Raw genomic sequence first — 13,612 nt, 5'->3', positions numbered from 1 at the left:
TTGCAACCCGCCCCAACAGGGGGCAGAACCAGAACAGACTCTCCTTATAAACGAGGGCAACTCGGGGAGCAGGTCACAGTTCTTGCACTTCTGCTTCTTCTTGATGTTTGGTCCTTTTTCATTCGCCATGGCGTTATCCAAGATGATGTGTTGCGATAAGCGAAGAAAATTTCTCGCCCCTTCTATGACAATCAGGCAGTCTCGTGTAAGGCACGATCGTAGCATGGTCCGGCGAGGGTCAGAACAAGTTAAAAACGGCGCATGGCTCGCACCCTGCGCCCAGATGAACTATTGCCAAGTATGAGCTTTACGTCTTCCGCCGCCGGCTCGGTCGTGAACCGGCGGCCAGATTCCATCTTTCATCCCAGCGCGAACGCGAGACGCGTCAAGCGAAGCACATTATTGCCCGTGCTTGGCAAGCTCCTGGTCTGTCAGATCCCAATCCTGCCACAGCTTCAGAACAGCCAGCAGGAACACAACGGCGCCAACGCCGGTGTGCCAGAACCTGAGCATGCCGTCGCTTGAATAGCCCAGAAGGTATGGCGCTGCGATCAGCCAGAGACCGAGTACCATCTCACCCGCTTCTTCCCAGCGCTGAAGCGCGATGTACTCCATCTGGGCAAGGCCAAACACGAGAACGCCGGCCAGGACCGTACACAGTATCGCGAATCCGGGCTCCGGCAGCGTACCAAACCCATAGTTTGCCTGTCCCGTGAGCCAGGGCGACAGCACGATCAGCAGGCCCAACAGCATGCCGAACCAATCTTCCCACTTTCGATGAGTGTCGAAAAACCGAATGCCAGACATGTAAAACCTCCTTCAAAAAGAGGCATACGTCGGCGGGCCTGCTGTCGTCACATTCCGACTTAAAGACGACCGTTCGGCCGCATCGGAGTATGTCCGACTTTAAACGTATGAAACCCGCCGGTCCTTGCAAGGTCCCGACGACGGATTTTGTTGCCAGCAAGTGACCGCAGTGCAGTGCGGCGGATAGCTCGCCTTGGCGCATGAAATATTGATAGACTTTGCGAACTGACCATCGGAAATGGAAGCTGACAATGACCGGTGCCGTGCGGAATAACCCCGCTGAAAACCGCTATGAACTCGACGTTGAAGGTCATATCGCAGCGACCTACTACGAACTCTCCGGCAGCGTGATCACTTTTGTCCATACCGAAGTACCGGACGCGCTCGGAGGCCGGGGCATTGGCTCGCACCTAATAAAGGGAGCGCTCGATCAGGTACGCGCCGCCGGGCTGAAAGTCGTCGCCCATTGCCCTTTCGTGAAGGCTTATATCGGCAGGCATCAAGAGTACGCCGATCTCTTGAAGTAAATTCGCACGACGCAATTCAACAGCAGAACGCAGGCTCCATGGATCAAGGCATCGTCCGCAACAATACCGCCCTCAGCCGCTACGAACTCGACGCAAATGGCGCAACCGCCTTTGCCAATTATCGGCTTGCAGCGGGGAGAGTGATCATCACCCACACCGAAACACCTCCCCCTTTGCGCGGCCGAGGCATTGCGTCGAGGCTTGTGCAAGGCGTGCTGGAGCAGATCCGGGCCGACGGCTTAAAGGTCGTCGCGGGCTGCGGTTTCGTTGTGGACTATCTGGAGAAGCACCCGGAATTCGCAGACGTCGTGGCTTAGTCCACTCCACATGCCGCGTAAGCGCCCATCGAAGGGTTTTACTTGCTCAGCAGCGAACCGTGCCGATCAAACGCTGTCAGACAATCTTGATCGACATATCCGGCAAGCCTTCCAGCTTACAGAGTATGACATCGCCTTTCACAACCGGTCCGACATTCTCCGGCGTACCGGAATAAACGATGTCACCTGCTTTCAGTTCACAGGCTTCCGAAAGCTTCGAGATCTGTTCCGCCACGTTCCAGATCATGTTGTTGAGGTCAGAGCTCTGCTTCACCGTTCCATTCACGGCAAGCGAGATCGCGCCCTTGGTGAAATGGCCGGTCTTGGTCACCGGGTGAATCGGCCCAAGCACCGCGGAATTATCGAAGCTCTTGCCGATCTCCCACGGTTTTTTCTGGTCACCCATCGCGCGTTGAAGATCGCGGCGTGTCATATCGAGACCGAGTGCATAACCGTAGACGCAATCGAGCGCCTTATCCGGCGAAATGTTGGAGCCGCCTGATTTCAGCGCGGCCACCAGTTCAACTTCGTAATGATAGTTCTTGGTTAGTGGCGGATACGGATGGTCCCCAACTGTGCCTATCGCCACGTTCTGAATCGCGTCCGTCGGCTTCTGGAAAAAGAATGGCGGCTCCCGCGTCGGATCGGATCCCATTTCGCGCGCATGCGCAGCGTAGTTGCGGCCGATGCAATAAATGCGACGGACCGGAAAAACCTCTTTCAGACCGACGATGGGGATCGTCGCCTGTGCGACAGGGAAGACTGCCTTCAAGCCAATCTCGGCATCTGCCGTCTCGCCAAGTGCTGCCGTCCCGGCAAGGGCGGCCGCTCCACCAGCCAGGATGTTTCTGCGATTGAATTTGGTCATGGTCGTTTCCCGTTTACTTTATTGGCTTTGCGCACTTGCCACTTGTTAACTTGCGGCGGTGAACAATGGTTCGGAAGCGTTGGTATTTTGTATGCCGGAGACGATTATTTGAACAGAGGCCTCGCACGCAAACATTGGTGTGCGGCGCAACGAAAAAGGCCCGCCAATGGCGGGCCTTTCAAAATACGGCGCGAAGCCGCTGGTGTTAGTGCTTCAGGTCGTCCGGCAGCTTGCCGCCGTTCGCCGCAAGCTTGGTCATGACCTGCTTGTGCAGCCAGATGTTCATCTTGGCGGAGTCGCTGGTGTCGCCGTCGTACTTCAGTTCCTTCGCCAGCTCCTTGCGAGCGCCCAGACTTGAATCGATATCGAGAGCCTTCATCAGGTCCACGATCGACGTACGCCATTCGAGCTTTTCACCCTTGGCAGCGACGGCCTTGTCGAGAATTGGCGCGACATCCACCATCGGCACGCTGGCGCCACCGCCAGCAGCCGATCCAGCGCCGCCGGCGGGCTCGGCCGCTTCGGCCTTGGTGCCGAAAATCGCGCCCATGATCTTTCCAAAAATGCTCATCTGTAAACTCCCGATAACCCGTCGATTGACTGGTGGATCTGATTGGCGCTTCCCCTGCAATTCCGGCAGCACCGAACCGGTATCACGCAAGAGTGTAGACGTCCGATCAGACCTTGCCAATGCAGCACATTAACATTGCATCGCGGCGATTTGTGTCAAAAGCGCCAAAAAGACGCCACAATGACTCCGGTGTGACAACTCTGATAGTAAGCAAGACTCAAACGTATTTCTGTTCGCACCTATTGCGCTTTGCGTCAGCGTGATCTCCCTACCGTTGATGCTCGGCAGTCATACGAGCGCCATTTCCCCGCCAGGCTGTTTTCATGGGGCGCAAGAACCGCTCATCGCGCCTCAGCAACTGCAAGCTCAGGCGTCAGGCCCGTTGCCTGCCACTCTGCGGTTTGGCATGGATACCTCACGGTAGTATCAGAAGACGGCTCATGTTCGACGCGGTGGTTTTTGCAGGCGGTGGCAACCGCTGTTACTGGCAAGGCGGCTTCTATGAGGCTGCGGCAGCGCGTCTTGGCCTGTCGCCCAAACTCGTGGTCGGCGCAAGCGCCGGCGCGTTCGCGGCAGTCTATTCGCTGCTTGAAGCCGGCCCAGCGGCCCGCGCTCGGGTGATTGGCGCCTGCAATCCCAAACTGAAGAATTTTGATTTCGCCGCATGGCGCACAGGCAAACCGCTCTGCCCGGTCGGTCCAATGTTCCGAGAACTCCTCGACCAGATCATCGATGCGAGCGCCTTCAGGCGGCTGCAAGACATGACCGACTTTCGGATCGCAGTCTCGCGATTGCCGCGCGGCCTGTCCCCATCGATCGGCGCGGCCCTCGGCATTGGTGTCTATCAACTCGAAAAGAAACTCTTTCACCCGGTGCATCCGCGGTTCGGGCGTGCGCTGGGTTTCCAGTCCGAGTTCGTCGCGGCCGACTCCCTGAACGATCCGCAGCAGTTTCGTGAGGCGTTGATGGCCAGCAGCGGCGTGCCACCATTCATGCCGGTCACCAACGTCGCTGGACGGCCAGCCTTCGATGGCGGGCTGGTTGATAACGTCCCGGTTGAACCGCTTGCGCCGATAGAAGCTGCTGACGGCCGCTCACTGGTGCTGTTGACTCGCGTCTACAACACGATCCCGCACATAAAGGGACGCACCTATGTACAGCCCTCGCGGAAGATCGGCGTCGGGCAATTCGATATCCGAGATCCGGATGGCATCCGGGACGCTTACGAACTCGGTCTCAAGGACGGCGACGCATTTGCAGCCTCGCTCAATCGGTGAGGAGTCCTGATCCTCAGAGCGACACGTTTTAGCCGCGGTTGCGCGCGAGATTCGCGGTGTATTCATGTTCGCAGCAGGCGCTCAGATGACCGCTGGTTTGCTCTCACGCGCAACTTTTGCCGCCTTCATGTTTCTCGTGCCTGCTTCGCGAGCATCCACAGCGTCCTGCGGCTCCGGCAGTTTCGAGAACTGGCTGGATAACTTCAAGAAGGAGGCTGCGGCGGAGGGAATCTCCCAGCAGGCTATCTCGCAGGGGCTGAACGGCGTCACGCTCGACAACTCTGTCCTCTCACGCGACCGGTCGCAGCATGTCTTCCGCCAGAGCTTCGAGGAGTTTTCCGGCCGGATGGTCCCGCCGCGGTTGGCGGCTGGCGCCAACAGGATGAAGCAGCTCGGCTCGGTATTCTCCCGCATCGAGCAGCGCTATGGTGTCCCCGGCTCCATTCTTGTTGCGATCTGGGGACTTGAGACAGACTACGGCGCCAATATCGGAAAATTTCCCACCATCCGTTCGGTCGCAACGCTGGCCTACGATTGCCGGCGTTCCGAGATGTTTCGCGCTGAACTGAAAGATGCCCTGCGCATTGTCGATCAAGGCGATCTGTCGCCTGCAGACATGCGCGGAGCCTGGGCGGGTGAAATCGGGCAAACGCAGTTCATGCCGTCGTCGTACATCAAATTTGCCGTCGACTTCGACGGTAACGGGCGGCGTGACCTGCTGCGCAGCGCACCCGATGTGTTGGCCTCCACTGCGAATTTCCTCGCCAGTCATGGCTGGAAGCGCGGTCAACCATGGGACCCCGGCAGCGAGAACTTCGCGGTGATCCAGCAGTGGAATAAAAGCGAGGTCTATTCGAAGACGATCGCCTATTTCGCGAGCCAGCTCGATCGCACGCCTTGAGCGATGATGCGGCAGCACTCTGCCGCATCATCGCATCCATTGCGCTTAGTGCTTATGAACCGGCTCGCTGGTTGCTCCCATCGCATTGACGTCGAAGCTGACATCGAGCTTGCCCGCTTTCTCGAATGTCAGTGTGGCTGTCAGCTTGCCGCCCTGCTTCAGCGGCTGCTTGATGTCCATGAACATCATGTGGAAGCCACCGGGCTTCAGTTCGACCGTCGCGCCGGGCTTGATTGTCAAGCCATCCGCCAGCGGCCGCATCTTCATCACGCCGTCGGTCATCGACATCTCGTGAATTTCCACTCGGTCCGCACCGGCCGAGACCGCGCTGACAAGCCGATCGGCGGACTTTCCTGTGTTGGTGATCTTGAGATAGCCGCCGGCAATCCTGGCTCCGCCCGGCGTCGCACGCGTCCACGCCGACGCCACGATCAGGTCACCGGCCTTCAAGGTGTCACTGCCCGACTGGGGCGCGGCCATCTTCCCGTGGTCCATCTGGCTGTGATCATGCGCCTGCGCAACCGTGGTGTTGTCGGCAACGATCCGCAGCACGGGAGCCGGCGATTTCAGGCTGTGCGGATTCTGCCCTTCCGATACAATCTGATCCCAGCGAACCTCGCCCCCGGCGCACTGCTGAACCGTCGGGAAGGAGATCGCCTGCCCCGATGGAAAATCCGTGATGAAGCTGGAGAAGACGAATTCGTCATAGTTGTCGTCCGCCAGCGATCCGCCCGACCACACGACTTCCTTGGGTCCCTCTGTCACGGCCTTGCCATGGCTCTGATAGGACTTGGCGTAAGAGCCGCGAGCAATTGTAAGTGTCCATCCCGTTTTTGGCATGGGCTTTACGCCGATGACGCCTTCCGGAATCTGGATGCGAACGGTTTGGGTCGCTGCGCCGTCGCAGCCGTGAGGCACCTGGAACACTGCCTTGTAGTACGCGTTGGCGCGCGCTTCTCCGGTCGCGAGCGTCACGTGGGCGAATGCAGATGGTTGCGAAGCAATGACAGCCGTTACCGTCAGGCCAGCGCCGGTCAGCAGCCGCTGAAGGCCGCGGAAGTTGATGATCATGTTGTCCTCGAATGATGCTGAAAGAGAGTTCCGAAAGCAGGTCTCAAGTCAGCTCCGGCGGAGCCCTGGCCGAAAAGGCCAGTTGTCGTTCAATCTCCGGCAGCGCCGCCTGCCGGGAAGCCGACATCCGGTCGTAGGCCGTGGCGGACGTCAGGAGCACCATTCGATCGGGCGGCGCAGCTATCTGACCAGCCAGGCAGGCGCTGAAGCAATCGTGAGGCGTGTTCGGCTGGCCCGGCTCACTGTCGCCTGAAGATATCGCGCCAGAGCAAATAGCGCTGACGCCACTCGCCACCCCGGCTGCGGCTTGGGTACCGCTCCAGACCGCCAGAAGAGCCTGAATCACCATCGCCTGCGACAGCACAATGGTCAGGAGCAACCAGCGAACTGAATAGCTATTCCGCATCCAGCGGCTATGCCACGCCGTCGCGTGGCCGTCCACGATTCGGCGCAACGCCTTCGGCATTCCGAGATCCATTTGCCGCAAATGCAGCATAAATGAATCTATATTCATTATTAATTGATGGGTGAGCACCCTACGTGGGCGGAAGTAACGCTCCCGTGCGCCATTTCTCCAGGACATGGCTTAGCGTGATGGCCTATTCCACCGTCATCGACCCGGGTGGAGCGGAATTTGTGTCTCCTTTGCGTCAACCCGATGAAATATTGGCCTAAAAAGAGAAGTCAGGTCATATTTTAGGATCAGATTTTAGCTGAAAGATTAATCACTTCTTACGGTAGGTATGCGCCATAAGCTTAGCTGCATCGCAACATTTGCGGTGTTGCAGCGCAGAATCGTACCCTATATTCAGTTCCAACGATGACGCTACTCCAAGAGCTGAATCGGGATTACGAAGGAGACTACCATGCTGCTCTCATTTATCCGCGCTATCCAGGCGTTCCGCGACTATCAGCGCAATGTTGCTGAGCTGTCCCAGTTGAGCGATCGGGAACTGGCCGATATCGGGCTTGACCGCTCTGATATCCAGCGGGTCGCAGCCGGCGCCTACAACGGCTAAACGCCGCGAACTGCATCACGAACGGATTACGCCCGCCCCTGCGCGGGCGTTGTCGTATCTGGCGCACGACACTGATAGTCGCACCTGGCATCAAACGTTGCGTCGTGGCCCTGCGGGTTCTAGTTGTGAGCAATGACAGCTCACATCAATCATGAAACAGACGCCGTCCACGTGATCGGCGGCGGGCTCGCCGGCTCGGAAGCCGCGTGGCAGATCGCCAATTCCGGCGTCAATGTCGTGCTGCACGAGATGCGTCCGACCCGCACGACCGACGCACACCGCACCGACAGCCTCGCCGAACTCGTCTGTTCCAATTCGTTTCGCTCCGACGATGCGGCCAATAACGCGGTCGGCCTGCTGCACGCGGAACTCCGCAGGCTGAACTCCCTCATCATGCGCAGTGCCGACGCCAATCAGGTGCCGGCAGGCGGCGCGCTTGCGGTGGATCGCGACGGCTTTTCAGCAGCCGTCAGCACAGCGCTGGCCGCGCATCCCAAAATCAAAATCCGCCGCGAGGAAATCGCCGGGCTCCCGCCGGCAGACTGGCAGAACGTGATTGTCGCAACCGGACCGCTGACATCGCCCGCGCTCGCCGACGCTATCCGGGGGCTGTCCGGCGAGGATGCCCTCGCGTTCTTCGACGCCATTGCACCCATCGTTCATCGCGACTCCATCAACATGGAGATCGCGTGGTTTCAGTCGCGCTACGACAAGATCGGGCCCGGCGGCACCGGCGCCGACTATCTCAACTGTCCGATGACCCGCGAGCAATACGACGCTTTTGTCGACGCGCTCATCGCCGGTGAAAAAACCGATTTCAAGGAGTGGGAGACCAACACACCCTACTTCGACGGTTGCCTGCCGATCGAGGTGATGGCCGAGCGCGGCCGCGAAACGCTTCGCCACGGGCCGATGAAGCCGGTTGGACTAACCAATCCACGCGATCCTACCGTCAAGCCTTATGCGATCGTCCAGCTTCGCCAGGATAACAAGCTCGGCACGCTCTATAACATGGTCGGTTTCCAAACCAAGCTCAAGCATGGCGCGCAGACCCATGTGCTTCGCGCCATCCCCGGACTTGAGAATGCAGAGTTCGCGCGGCTCGGCGGCCTGCATCGCAACACCTTCCTGAATTCGCCGAAACTGCTCGATCCGCAATTGCGACTACACGCGCAGCCGCGCCTGCGGTTCGCCGGACAGATGACGGGATGCGAAGGCTACGTGGAATCCGCAGGTATTGGTCTGCTCGCGGGACTGTTCGCAGCGGCTGATGTCAAGCGAAGCAATATCGTGCCGCCCCCGCCAACGACCGCGCTCGGTGCGCTGCTAGGACACATCACCGGCGGCCATATTGAAACCATCGATGCAGGGCCGCGCTCATTCCAGCCCATGAATATCAACTTCGGACTGTTTCCGCCGCTGGCTTCGCCGCCGACCAAGAAGCCGGATGGATCGCGGCTGCGCGGAAATGAAAAGACAGTCGCGAAGAAACAGGCGATCAGCGCGCGTGCGCTGTCGGATCTGGATCGCTGGATCGCGGAGACGCAACAAGTCTCCGATGCGGCGTAAAACTGATCTCAACAAAATAGCCGCATGACAGAATTTGATTATGCGACTGCAACGCCCGGCGATCACCCGCGCGTGTCAGGTCTTGAACGGCTTCGCGCGTGCCGCCCGCCATGTCGTCCAAAGCATGCCAAGTCGCGACAACAACGGCGGAGTGAATGGCTCCGATGTCTCCAACCGCATTAGACTTTTTCCGATCACCGCGAGCGGCAGGAAGGCGGGACGCGCGGCGGACGGCGCATCTTCAAGCAACAACAGGGCTTGCTTCATCTGCATATCCGCTTCGCGGCGCAAATGCGCCAGCACATCCTCGAGCGGCTGGCTCATCTGCCGCAAAAAGAACTCCTCGGCAATCACGCCATGAAGATTCATCAGATCGCCCGGCAGATAAAGCTGACGGCGTGCGGTCTGGCGCGGCAACGCCAGCATGACATCCACGAGCCCCTCCGCGATCCCGGCATGCTCGGCGATGCGGGCGACCACCGGTGAATTCACACCGAGTACCTTCGCGCGCAAGGCATACAGCGCCGCGGCCGTGTCCCGGCAATGGGCTTCGAGCGCCGCCATATCGGGCATGGGGTCGTCATAAACATCGAACACATGCGCGTCGATCAGACGAACGAGCGTCTCGATCGGAAGGTCGTACAGGGCGATCGCGCGCAGCAATTCGGCCGCGACGGGATTGGCTTCGGCTTCGCCACGAGAGCCCTGCCCCTCGCCCGTCAAAACATCGCGCCACCATTGCAGGCGGATTTCACCAGGCAGCGGCTGGCTTACATGATCTCGAACATGGGCGACCTCGGCATTGAACGCCGCCAGCGCAAGCCACGCCCGCCGCGAGTCCGGCGACACGAACAGGCTCGCGGCATAGGTTCGAAAATCCTGCGCGCGCGCCAGATCGGCGCAAAACGCCGCGGCATCGTTGCTGCTGGATGCACCGCTCATGGAACAGCAATCAGCGCCGCCGCGACGCGCCGCCGTTCGCCCATCATGACGTTGTAGGTGCGGATCGCCGGCCCCGTCTGCATGGTGTCCAGCACGATATGGACCTGACGCAGAGCATTGCGCAGCGGCGCGGGCGCGATCCAGACGCCATTTCCGGTGCCGATCAGCAACGTATCGATGTCATTGGCATGCTCGAACACGCGCGCCAGCGAATACCGGTCGATGTCCTTGGGATCGTTGACCGGCCACGCCCAGATCGCATCCGGCAGGCACAGTAGCGAGCCGCGATGCGACATCTCGGCGAACCGGAAACCACCATTGCCGTAGGCATCGATCGGCGCCGATCGCGGAAGATGCAGCGCATCCGGCGCGCGATCTACCATTACGGCTTCGACGGCTTGTCCTCGCCGCCCCGGTTTTCGCCCACGCCGAGATAGATCAGGATCGGCGCCGCGATGAAGATCGACGTGTAGGTGCCGACCAGCACCACGCCGAAGGTCATCGTCGCCGCGAAGCTGTGGATCGCCTTGCCGCCGAACAGCAGCAGCGCGAGCAATGCCAGCGTCACGGTGACGTGGGTGATGATCGAGCGCGACAGCGTCGAATTGATCGACGTGTTGAGCAAATCCGGCATTGGCATTTTCTTGTAGCGCCGCAACATTTCGCGGATGCGGTCATAGATAACGACCGTGTCGTTGAGCGAATAGCCGAGAATGGTGAGCAGCGCCGCGATACTGGTCAGATCGAATTCAATCTGCGTGATCGACATGAATCCGAGCGTCAGCACAATGTCGTGGACGTTGGCGATCATCGCACCGAGCGAGAACTGCCACTCGAACCGGAACCAGAGATAAATGAAGATGCCTGCGATCGCGAGCATCAGACCCACGGTGCCGTAGGCAAGCAATTCGCTCGACACGCGCGGTCCAACCACTTCGACGCGGCGATATTCTACGCTGTCGCCGAAGAGCTGGCGGACCTTCTGCACAGCCGCCTGCTGCGCCTGATCGCCACCCGGCTGTTCGGCAATGCGGATCAGAACGTCGGAGGGACCGCCGAATTGCTGAAGCTGGACGTCGCCGAAATTCAGCGTCGTGAGCTGCGCGCGCAACGCAGCGATGTCGGCGGGGCCGGACTTGGTCTGGATTTCCAGCAGCGTGCCGCCCTTGAAGTCGATACCGAAATTCAGTCCGTGCGCGAAATACAGGCCGATCGCGAGCAACGACAGCAGCGCAGAGATCGGAAAGCTGATGCGGCGGAAGCGCATGAAGTCGAACTTCGTATCGTCGGGAACGATACGCAGCGCGGGGATCACGCCGTAGATGCTGAGTACCGTCAAAATGACGATGAAGACGGCGAGAGCGATGATGATGGTCTGGGTCACGGTCTAGTGGTCCGCTTCTGACATTCGCATCCCGTTTCAGCAGCCCTCTTTGCGAATGTCAGAAGCAAAGGACCACTAGCAATTATAATTTCGAGTGGAGTCTTGGATTTGACACTCGCCGGTCGAAGCTCCCGCAAAGTGCGGGCAAATGTCAAATCCACTCCACTCCACTCGCTATCTTCAAATCGGCACGGTCTTGGGCCGCTTCCAGGCCACCCACATCGCAACAATCAGCCGCGTGACGGTGAAGGCCGTAAAAACCGTGGTCAGGATGCCAATACCGAGCGTCACGGCGAAGCCGCGCACCGGCCCGGTGCCGATATAGAACAGCACGGCGGCCGCGATAAACGTGGTGATATTGGAGTCCAGAATGGTCGCCAGCGCCCGCGTAAAGCCTGCGTCGATGGCCGAGATCGCGGTTCGTCCGGCGCGCAATTCCTCGCGGATACGCTCATAGATCAGCACGTTCGAGTCAACCGCGATGCCGACCGTCAGAACAATGCCCGCGATTCCGGGCAGCGTCAGCGTAGCGTTGAGCAGCGACAGGATGCCGAAGATCATGGCGACGTTGATCGCGACCGCGACGTTGGCGAAGAAGCCGAACAGCCGGTAGGTCAGCAGCATGAACACGATAACCAGCACCGAGCCGACATAGGATGCGAGTTCGCCCGCGGCGATCGAGTCCTGTCCGAGTCCAGGACCAACCGTGCGCTCCTCGATGATCGTGAGCGGCGCAGGCAGCGCACCCGCGCGCAGCAGGATCGCCAGATCGTTTGCGCCCTGTACAGTGAAGCTGCCGGAAATCTGACCGGAGCCGCCGGTGATCGGTTCACGGATCACAGGCGCGGAAATCACTTCGTTATCGAGCACGATCGCGAATGGCTGTCCGACGTTCTCAAGCGTTGCGGTCGCGAACTTGCGCGCGCCCGACGTATTGAAGCGGAAGCTGACGATCGGCTCGCCCGAGCGCTGATCGAAGCCCGGCTGCGCGTCGGTCAGATCACCACCCGAGACCAGCACCTGCTTCTTGATGACATAAGGCACTTTCGGCGAGGACGCGCTCATCAGGACTTCGGAGTCCGGAGGCACTCGCCCCTGCTGCGCCTGATCCGCAGGTACCGTCGAATCGACCATGCGGAAGTCGAGCTTCGCGGTCTTGCCGAGCAGTTCCTTGAGGCGGGTCGGATCCTGAAGGCCCGGCACCTGCACCAGAATGCGGTCGATGCCCTGACGCTGGATCAGCGGCTCGACGGTGCCGAGTTCGTTGATGCGGCGCTCGACGATCTGGATCGACTGTTCGACCGACTGACGGACGCGTTCGGTGATCGCGGCTGGCGGAACGGTCAGACGGATCAATCCGCCACCGGCATCGCTGACTTCGACACTGCGCTGGCCACTCGAGCCGAGCAATCCGCCGAGCGGCTGCGAGAGTTCGCGCAGCTTGGCGAGCGCGGCGGTCAGATCGGTATCCTTGACGCGGACTTCGACGCTTTCGCCGCGAACCGCAAGACCGGTGTAGCCGATCTTGGCGTCGCGCAGCGTGCGGCGCACGTCGTCGCGGACCTGATCGAGCTTGTCCTTCTTAACCGAGTTTGAATCGACTTCGAGCAGGATGTGCGAGCCGCCCTGCAAGTCGAGACCAAGCACGACGTGGCGCTGCGCCCACTTCGGCCAGCTCTTTACGGTCGCGTCAGAAAAGAAGTTCGGAACCGCACAAAGGCAGACGAGCAAGGCAGTCAGGATGACCGCCAGCGCTTTCCACCGCGTGAAATATAGCATCGAGATAACCCGTCAGATTGGTAAAGCGCGCCGCGACCAACGCGACCGGAGCATCAGCTCGCGGCGGTTTCTTCCTTGGAGTCCTTGTCCTTGGCGGGCTCACCCTTGGTCCGCACGCCGGAGATCATCTGGCGCATCTGACGAATGCGGACGCCGTCGGAGATTTCGACTTCGATCTGGTCGTCGTCGACCACCTTGGTCACCTTGCCCACGAGGCCGCCATTGGTGACGACGGTGTCGCCACGGCGGATGTTCTTCACCAGTTCCTGATGGTCCTTCAGCTTCTTCTGCTGAGGCTTGAGGATCAGGAAGTACATGATGACGAAGATCAGCGCGAACGGCAGCAGCGACATCAGCATGCTGTTGGTGTCAGTGGCGCCGGCAGCCTGAGCAAAGGCGGGAGTAATGAACATTCGAAGAGTCCTCGGGAAGGCGCCCGCCAATGGGCGAAACGCGACGTGCTGTGGCCGTTTTGGCCGAATTTGCGCGGACTATAGCGGTCAGCGCCCCAATTGCAACGGGACCGGAGGTGCCGATTTTGCCATGCATTTGTGGCGCTTGCGGGTATTCGCGGGCCTCG

At 59.8% G+C, this 13,612-nt stretch carries 16 protein-coding genes; 6 read left to right on the top strand and 10 right to left on the bottom strand.

The genetic code is table 11. From position 1 onward, the window contains the following. Positions 1-399: 399 nt before the first annotated feature. The gene (locus tag AC1Q6J_RS11435) at positions 400-807 is read right to left on the bottom strand and encodes an SPW repeat protein (RefSeq protein ID WP_492279435.1); all 408 of its coding nucleotides are present in this window, start codon (positions 805-807) and stop codon (positions 400-402) included. Between the two features lie 251 nt (positions 808-1,058). Here AC1Q6J_RS11435 and AC1Q6J_RS11430 point away from each other — a divergent pair, with 251 nt between their 5' ends. Together AC1Q6J_RS11430 and AC1Q6J_RS11425 are read left to right on the top strand one after the other, a co-directional pair. Further along, positions 1,059-1,334 (top strand): GNAT family N-acetyltransferase, encoded by a 276-nt coding sequence (locus AC1Q6J_RS11430; protein ID WP_492279434.1) that lies wholly within the window; start codon positions 1,059-1,061, stop codon positions 1,332-1,334. A 38-nt stretch (positions 1,335-1,372) separates the two neighbouring features. Next, positions 1,373-1,651 (top strand): GNAT family N-acetyltransferase, encoded by a 279-nt coding sequence (locus AC1Q6J_RS11425; RefSeq protein WP_492279433.1) that lies wholly within the window; start codon positions 1,373-1,375, stop codon positions 1,649-1,651. Positions 1,652-1,727: 76 nt separating this feature from the next. On the opposite strand, the gene AC1Q6J_RS11420 is transcribed toward AC1Q6J_RS11425, so the two are convergent. Next, positions 1,728-2,519 carry a fumarylacetoacetate hydrolase family protein gene (locus AC1Q6J_RS11420; protein WP_492279432.1) on the bottom strand — a complete coding sequence of 264 codons (792 nt, stop codon included), beginning with the start codon at positions 2,517-2,519 and terminating at the stop codon, positions 1,728-1,730. 205 nt (positions 2,520-2,724) lie between these two features. Then, on the bottom strand, positions 2,725-3,090 hold the full coding sequence (locus tag AC1Q6J_RS11415) for a DUF3597 domain-containing protein (protein ID WP_492279431.1): 366 nt from the start codon (positions 3,088-3,090) through the stop codon (positions 2,725-2,727). A gap of 440 nt (positions 3,091-3,530) precedes the next feature. On the opposite strand from AC1Q6J_RS11415, the gene AC1Q6J_RS11410 reads away from it, so the two are divergent. Next, positions 3,531-4,367, top strand: coding sequence for a patatin-like phospholipase family protein (locus tag AC1Q6J_RS11410; protein ID WP_492279430.1), 837 nt, complete (start codon positions 3,531-3,533; stop codon positions 4,365-4,367). A 127-nt stretch (positions 4,368-4,494) separates the two neighbouring features. Beyond that, the gene (locus AC1Q6J_RS11405; protein ID WP_492279445.1) at positions 4,495-5,268 is read left to right on the top strand and encodes a lytic murein transglycosylase; all 774 of its coding nucleotides are present in this window, start codon (positions 4,495-4,497) and stop codon (positions 5,266-5,268) included. A 45-nt stretch (positions 5,269-5,313) separates the two neighbouring features. Here the strand turns inward: AC1Q6J_RS11405 and AC1Q6J_RS11400 are convergent, their stop codons facing one another. Then, positions 5,314-6,339 (bottom strand): DUF1775 domain-containing protein, encoded by a 1,026-nt coding sequence (locus AC1Q6J_RS11400; protein WP_492279429.1) that lies wholly within the window; start codon positions 6,337-6,339, stop codon positions 5,314-5,316. 43 nt (positions 6,340-6,382) lie between these two features. Then, positions 6,383-6,805, bottom strand: coding sequence for a hypothetical protein (locus tag AC1Q6J_RS11395; RefSeq protein WP_492279428.1), 423 nt, complete (start codon positions 6,803-6,805; stop codon positions 6,383-6,385). Between the two features lie 400 nt (positions 6,806-7,205). Between AC1Q6J_RS11395 and AC1Q6J_RS11390 the strand changes: the two genes are divergently transcribed. Further along, complete coding sequence (locus tag AC1Q6J_RS11390; RefSeq protein ID WP_002711692.1) at positions 7,206-7,358, top strand: DUF1127 domain-containing protein; 153 nt, start codon at positions 7,206-7,208, stop codon at positions 7,356-7,358. Between the two features lie 132 nt (positions 7,359-7,490). Further along, complete coding sequence (trmFO, locus tag AC1Q6J_RS11385) at positions 7,491-8,927, top strand: methylenetetrahydrofolate--tRNA-(uracil(54)-C(5))-methyltransferase (FADH(2)-oxidizing) TrmFO (protein WP_492279427.1); 1,437 nt, start codon at positions 7,491-7,493, stop codon at positions 8,925-8,927. 75 nt (positions 8,928-9,002) lie between these two features. Here the strand turns inward: trmFO and AC1Q6J_RS11380 are convergent, their stop codons facing one another. The 5 genes from AC1Q6J_RS11380 to yajC form a co-directional block, all read right to left on the bottom strand. Beyond that, entirely contained in the window at positions 9,003-9,869 is an 867-nt protein-coding gene (locus AC1Q6J_RS11380; protein ID WP_492279426.1) for a phytoene/squalene synthase family protein, read from the bottom strand. Next, complete coding sequence (locus tag AC1Q6J_RS11375) at positions 9,866-10,252, bottom strand: Mth938-like domain-containing protein (RefSeq protein WP_492279425.1); 387 nt, start codon at positions 10,250-10,252, stop codon at positions 9,866-9,868. Before AC1Q6J_RS11375 ends, AC1Q6J_RS11380 begins: the two co-directional genes overlap by 4 nt. After that, positions 10,252-11,253, bottom strand: a complete 1,002-nt coding sequence (secF, locus tag AC1Q6J_RS11370) for a protein translocase subunit SecF (RefSeq protein WP_492279424.1) — start codon at positions 11,251-11,253, stop codon at positions 10,252-10,254. The genes AC1Q6J_RS11375 and secF overlap by 1 nt, the downstream gene beginning before the upstream one ends. Before the next feature lie 180 nt (positions 11,254-11,433). After that, positions 11,434-13,032 (bottom strand): protein translocase subunit SecD, encoded by a 1,599-nt coding sequence (secD, locus tag AC1Q6J_RS11365; protein ID WP_492279423.1) that lies wholly within the window; start codon positions 13,030-13,032, stop codon positions 11,434-11,436. 53 nt (positions 13,033-13,085) lie between these two features. Beyond that, positions 13,086-13,445, bottom strand: coding sequence for a preprotein translocase subunit YajC (yajC, locus tag AC1Q6J_RS11360; RefSeq protein ID WP_492279422.1), 360 nt, complete (start codon positions 13,443-13,445; stop codon positions 13,086-13,088). Positions 13,446-13,612 lie beyond the last annotated feature (167 nt).

The sequence above is a fragment of the Afipia sp. MLSD5-FHT05B12 genome (assembly GCF_058793355.1).
This window is presented reverse-complemented; position numbering and strand designations above follow the sequence as displayed.

Coding starts and splice junctions, on each gene's coding strand:
- AC1Q6J_RS11420 (WP_492279432.1), bottom strand. CDS start 2,519: ATGACCAAATTCAATCGCAGAAACATCCTGGCTGGTGGAGCGGCCGCC.
- AC1Q6J_RS11430 (WP_492279434.1), top strand. CDS start 1,059: ATGACCGGTGCCGTGCGGAATAACCCCGCTGAAAACCGCTATGAACTC.
- AC1Q6J_RS11435 (WP_492279435.1), bottom strand. CDS start 807: ATGTCTGGCATTCGGTTTTTCGACACTCATCGAAAGTGGGAAGATTGG.
- AC1Q6J_RS11390 (WP_002711692.1), top strand. CDS start 7,206: ATGCTGCTCTCATTTATCCGCGCTATCCAGGCGTTCCGCGACTATCAG.
- yajC (WP_492279422.1), bottom strand. CDS start 13,445: ATGTTCATTACTCCCGCCTTTGCTCAGGCTGCCGGCGCCACTGACACC.
- AC1Q6J_RS11415 (WP_492279431.1), bottom strand. CDS start 3,090: ATGAGCATTTTTGGAAAGATCATGGGCGCGATTTTCGGCACCAAGGCC.
- AC1Q6J_RS11410 (WP_492279430.1), top strand. CDS start 3,531: ATGTTCGACGCGGTGGTTTTTGCAGGCGGTGGCAACCGCTGTTACTGG.
- AC1Q6J_RS11405 (WP_492279445.1), top strand. CDS start 4,495: ATGTTTCTCGTGCCTGCTTCGCGAGCATCCACAGCGTCCTGCGGCTCC.
- AC1Q6J_RS11395 (WP_492279428.1), bottom strand. CDS start 6,805: ATGCCGAAGGCGTTGCGCCGAATCGTGGACGGCCACGCGACGGCGTGG.
- trmFO (WP_492279427.1), top strand. CDS start 7,491: ATGACAGCTCACATCAATCATGAAACAGACGCCGTCCACGTGATCGGC.
- secD (WP_492279423.1), bottom strand. CDS start 13,032: ATGCTATATTTCACGCGGTGGAAAGCGCTGGCGGTCATCCTGACTGCC.
- AC1Q6J_RS11380 (WP_492279426.1), bottom strand. CDS start 9,869: ATGAGCGGTGCATCCAGCAGCAACGATGCCGCGGCGTTTTGCGCCGAT.
- AC1Q6J_RS11400 (WP_492279429.1), bottom strand. CDS start 6,339: ATGATCATCAACTTCCGCGGCCTTCAGCGGCTGCTGACCGGCGCTGGC.
- AC1Q6J_RS11375 (WP_492279425.1), bottom strand. CDS start 10,252: ATGGTAGATCGCGCGCCGGATGCGCTGCATCTTCCGCGATCGGCGCCG.
- AC1Q6J_RS11425 (WP_492279433.1), top strand. CDS start 1,373: ATGGATCAAGGCATCGTCCGCAACAATACCGCCCTCAGCCGCTACGAA.